This is a genomic window from Halobacillus sp. (assembly GCF_049282395.1).
Lineage (GTDB): Bacteria > Bacillota > Bacilli > Bacillales > Halobacillaceae > Halobacillus.
On sequence record NZ_JBAPTY010000449.1, the window covers coordinates 1 to 4,851 of the forward strand.

The window sequence follows — 4,851 nt, forward strand, 5'->3', positions numbered from 1 at the left end:
CTTCTACCACTTGCCTCTGGCATACAGGCGGGGAAGAAGAAGTTTCATCTATTATATTAATTCTTTTACACGATTCGAAAAGTCCGTTCCGTCCATCAGCTTTTTGCCACCGCCCTGGACAAAATGCGGCTTTCCGCCTCCTTTTCCGTCGATCAGAGGCATCACCTGTTTAGCGATATCGTTCATATTGCGATCAATCGCAGCCCCGTGAGCCAGGACGAATTGCAGCTGATCTTCCTGTTCGCTGACAAGGATGAGATACGTATCGGAAGCTTCTTCAATCATCGTTTTTCCTAGCGACTGAAGTGACTTAATCGGGCGGTCCTTGAAGACGCGCTGGATCACCGGCTCTCCTTTCGTTTCTGAAATAATATGGCGCGCTTCATAATGAAGAAGCTGTTCCTCAAGCTCTGTAATCCGCTTATCCTTCTCCTTGCCTGCCTGAATCATCTCGCTCACTTCTTCGACAAGCCTCTCCTCCGGTCTTGGGACCAGTTGTTTCATGTCGGTCAAAATCCGGTGTTTCTGATCGAGCTTCTCAAGCACTCTGGATCCGCAGACAAACTCGAGGCGTACCTGCTTCTTACTTTTCGTCCAGCCTAGAAATTTCACCGCCATCACTTCACCGGTGGACGCGGGATGTGTACCACCGCACCCGTTGTAATCCACGTATGGAATGATCACGAGGCGCACATCCCCCTCGACAGCCAGTGGTTTCCTCAATGGGTATTCGTTCGCTTCCCCGGCCGTCATCCACCTGGCTTCTACAGGAATGTTCCGGCGTACAATGTCATTCACCTGCTCCTCGGCTTTTTGCAAAAGTTCCTCGGAGAGTTGATTCGTATCTAAATCAATCGTCACCGTATCGCTTCCTAAATGGAAACTCGTTGTCGGAATGCCGTAATGATCATCAAAAACAGCTGATATGATATGCTGTCCGCTATGCTGCTGCATATGATCGATACGCCGTTTTGGATCGACACTTCCATGCACTTCTTCCCCACTTTGCGGAAATTCTACCTTTATGTAATGCCGCACCTCACCGTCTACTTCTTCCACATCGATCACGTCAATGGAATTTAATGTACCCGTATCGTGCGGCTGCCCGCCGCCGGTAGGATAGAACGCTGTGGCTTTGAGTAACACATAAGGTCCGCGTTCGTCCTGATCTGTTTTGGTTACCGTAGAGTTGAATTCCAGCTGATAAGGATCTTCGTAGTAAAGCTTTCTTGTCACAGTTTATTCCCCCTGGGTTGATCGTAGTTGTACCGTCATAGTTCTATATTCTCATGGAAGTACATCACGATGATCTACTGCCTGTCATTAGTCTTAGATTTTACCATAATCCATAACTCCTTTACAGGAAACTGTCTATGAACTAAAAAGATAGCAATGACAACCATAAACTTTAACAAAACTTTTTATAAAGAGATAACTTACCTTGCATAATCCAGCCATAAAAAAACAGTGCCCCTTTTTAGAGCATCTGTTTTTTATTCATATTGATTCTCCCATTATTGGCTGTTTCCCACAGATCTACTTTTAAATCCACCCAGATTATAAGTGGCTGAGAATACTTCATTAATTCGATCGCAGTGATCCAGGAACCCATTAAGAAAACGTAAGAGTCCCTCCACCGACATCTCATCAATATTTGTCCGTTCAATTCCCCTTTGTGTATTTTCTAACAACTGAACTAACTCTTCGGTATATTGAGGTCTCCTTCCAGGGTTTAACTGCTCTACCGCACGTAAAGTATGCTCTACACAATACGTTATAGACCGTGGAAACCGCTCTTCTTCAATCAGAAAAGTAAATACTTCCTCAGGGTTCAGCGTTAACGGATGCTCCATAATAAAGGAGTCATAACCATTGGCTAACTGGAGGGCATGAAGCCAGTAATCAAACTCCTCTATATCTTTATAGTTCTTTTCCGCTAACATCTTCTCACAAGTAACCTTTAGGATTCGCGCAGTAGTTTCCGCCCGTTCTATCCACTTCCCTATTTTTATAAAGTTATAAGATTCCCCTCTCAGCATGGAAGATTCGATAATTCCCTGAAAATTTGATGACATATCAAGGAGATCGCCTAAGTGACTTTGAATTGCATTAGAATGTAAAGACCCGTTCAGCTGTTCCTTCTTCTCTAAATATAAGCGGTTGATCATCTCCCAAATAGAAGCTGGGATAAGTGTTCGGGACTCCCTTGCTTTCTCTCTGGCCAATTCCAGCAAATGAAGAAGAGAGTTATCATTTTCCCGGCTCCGTACAAGATAGTGAAGCACTTGTTCACTCTTTAAATCCGGAGCGTGTTCATCGTCGTCATTTTTAGAGGTACAGATGTCAAGAAGCACTTCCCAGTTCTGGTCCAATGTATTCTGATCCGATTCTTCCAGCATATGAATCAGCTGGCTGCTCAGGGCTCGAGCATTGGTTTCAGATCTCTCCATATACCTAGCCAACCAATAACATGAATCTGCCATTCTGCTAAGCATCGTCCTTTCCTCCTTCTGCGGTTATTATCCAAATATCCTTAAATCCGCCACCCTGAGAAGAGTTCACCACAAGGTTATCTTCCTTCAAAGCCACTCGGGAAAGTCCTCCAGGCAGCACATTGATTTCTTTCCCCTTCATCGCAAAAATTCTTAAGTCTATATGACGGGGACGGAATTCCCCTTCTTGAAGAGCCGGAGCTCGTGACAATTCAATGGTGGGCTGGGCAATGTATTCACTTGGATTTTCCTGAATTTTTTGCCGAAATGTCGTTAATTCTTCTTCAGAGGCATTTGGACCAATCATCATATCGTCTCCGCCAGAAGACCCTACATTTTTAATTACAAGTTTCTCAAGGTTCTTTAACACATAATCTCTTTGCTCTGAATCTCTTAAAAAATAAGTAGTTACATTCTTAAGAATAGGCTCTTCATTCAAGTAATAGCGAATCATCTCCGGTACGTAAGCGTAAATCGCCTTATCATCTGCTGCCCCAATGCCCACTCCATTTAAAATGGTCACATTCCCCTGGTGGTAAGCCCTCATAAGACCGGGTACACCAACTTCAGAATCTGATCGAAAGGCTTCCGGGTCCAGGTCTTCATCATCAATTCTTCGATAAATAATATCGACACGCTCAAGCCCGCTGGTTGTTTCCTTATAAACGATGTCATTCTCGACGACAAGGTCACTTCCTTCAACTAATTCAATCCCGAGCTGCTTTGCAAGAAAAAAGTGTTCATAATAAGCGGAGTTATATATGCCTGTCGTTAATAACACCGCCTGAGGTGAAGATGAAGCATTATCCGGTGCATAGCTGAGCAGAGCCTTTTGCAGCTCTTTAAACTGGTTTTCAAGTGGGAGCACACTATATCGATCAAACAGTTCTGGATACACTTTTCTGATTACCTGTCGATTTTGGTAAACATACGAGATACCGGAAGGGTTGCGCAGATTATCCTCTAATACCCGGTATTCTCCGTTTTCATCGCGAATTAGATCAATTCCCGCTAAAAACAGGGGATGACTAAGCGGCAGGTCCATACCTTTAACCTGCCCTTCCTTATAGTAGGCGCTGTTCTCGATTAGCTCTTTCGGCACAACTTCTTCCTTAATAATCTTCTTTTCACCATAAATATCTTCCAGAAAGTGACTTAACGCCTCGACTCTCTGTTTTAGTCCTTTCTCGACCTCTTTCCACTTATCTTCTGGAATGATAATAGGAACAAAATCAAATGGAGGCGTCTGTTCGGTATCATCCTCATCTGGATTAAAAGTAATGCCCTGCTTTAAAAAATGGAACCGCGCTTTTTCATGTCTTTTTCGCAATTCTTCTGCAGAAGCCACTGAGATTATATCGTTAAAAGCTTTGTAGTGGTCCTTGGGGGTTCCTGATCGGTCCATCATTTCGTCGAAAAATGTATCTGCTTGATAGTTGATTAACATGTGACTCCCTCCTTTTATAGATTCTATGAAGCTTTACCCATATAACAAGGTTTACACACAAGAAATGTAAAAAACGGCTATATCTTCTTATTCCCAGAGAGGATATTGGCTTATATTTACTATTTCATGAGTATATTCATATGAAAATTCCCCCCTGCGTCGAGATGTCTATTACTACGAAGAGTGCGCGTCTCCAAGCAATTCGGTCCACTGAAACATTACCTATTGGACCTTATAAAATAGAAAACGAAGAACACTTAAATTATATTAAAAAAATATTACAATCGGAAAACTGGTTTAACATCCATCCAAATAGTGGTAAATATTGTATATACTATTCAAGGAGGTTGATGAAAATGGCTAAGAACAATAACCAGAACCAAAATCAATCGATGACTACGGAAGAAGCAGGTCGTAAAGGCGGAGAGAAAACAAGCCGTAAATACGATCAAGAACACTTCGAGAACATTGGTAAAAAAGGCGGCGAAAAAACGTCTCAAAACCATGATCAGGAATTCTATGAAAACATTGGCCAAAAAGGCGGCGAAACGACCAGCCAGGAATACAGCAAGGAACATTTTGAGGAAATCGGCCAGAAAGGCGGCCGTAACTCAGGAAATGGTTCTACTAATACTTCCACAAACAATACGTCAACCAATAATACGTCAAACAAACAGTTTAAAACTGGCGAAAAAGCTCCAGAATCCGGTAACTATAAAGTAGATAAACTCGTAAATGGAAATAAAAGCGATAATAATAAGGAAATCAGCCTGAGTGAAGGCGACCAATTCCCGCCTTCTCCTTCAGAAAATGAAGCTGCTTACTGGGTGAAATCTTCCTAAAACTCTAAAAATACCCGGCCTTTTGTAGTTAAATACAAAAGGCCGGGTATTTTTTAATGTAGCGTAACAT

At 42.6% G+C, this 4,851-nt stretch carries 4 protein-coding genes; 1 reads left to right on the plus strand and 3 read right to left on the minus strand.

All coding sequences use genetic code 11. From position 1 onward, the window contains the following. Positions 1-51: 51 nt before the first annotated feature. The 3 genes from WAM07_RS18540 to WAM07_RS18550 all read right to left on the minus strand — a co-directional run bounded on the left by WAM07_RS18540 (position 52) and on the right by WAM07_RS18550 (position 3,939). Positions 52-1,236 (minus strand): alanyl-tRNA editing protein, encoded by a 1,185-nt coding sequence (locus WAM07_RS18540; RefSeq protein ID WP_422168868.1) that lies wholly within the window; start codon positions 1,234-1,236, stop codon positions 52-54. Positions 1,237-1,514: 278 nt separating this feature from the next. After that, complete coding sequence (locus WAM07_RS18545; RefSeq protein WP_422168869.1) at positions 1,515-2,495, minus strand: alpha-E domain-containing protein; 981 nt, start codon at positions 2,493-2,495, stop codon at positions 1,515-1,517. Next, positions 2,488-3,939, minus strand: a complete 1,452-nt coding sequence (locus WAM07_RS18550) for a circularly permuted type 2 ATP-grasp protein (RefSeq protein WP_422168870.1) — start codon at positions 3,937-3,939, stop codon at positions 2,488-2,490. The genes WAM07_RS18545 and WAM07_RS18550 overlap by 8 nt, the downstream gene beginning before the upstream one ends. 356 nt (positions 3,940-4,295) lie before the next feature. Between WAM07_RS18550 and WAM07_RS18555 the strand changes: the two genes are divergently transcribed. Then, positions 4,296-4,781 carry a YjzC family protein gene (locus WAM07_RS18555; RefSeq protein WP_422168871.1) on the plus strand — a complete coding sequence of 162 codons (486 nt, stop codon included), beginning with the start codon at positions 4,296-4,298 and terminating at the stop codon, positions 4,779-4,781. Positions 4,782-4,851: the final 70 nt, after the last annotated feature.

Excerpts from the sequence above, each read along its gene's own strand:
- WAM07_RS18545 (WP_422168869.1), bottom strand. The coding sequence starts at position 2,495 with ATGCTTAGCAGAATGGCAGATTCATGTTATTGGTTGGCTAGGTATATG.
- WAM07_RS18550 (WP_422168870.1), bottom strand. The coding sequence starts at position 3,939 with ATGTTAATCAACTATCAAGCAGATACATTTTTCGACGAAATGATGGAC.
- WAM07_RS18555 (WP_422168871.1), top strand. The coding sequence starts at position 4,296 with ATGGCTAAGAACAATAACCAGAACCAAAATCAATCGATGACTACGGAA.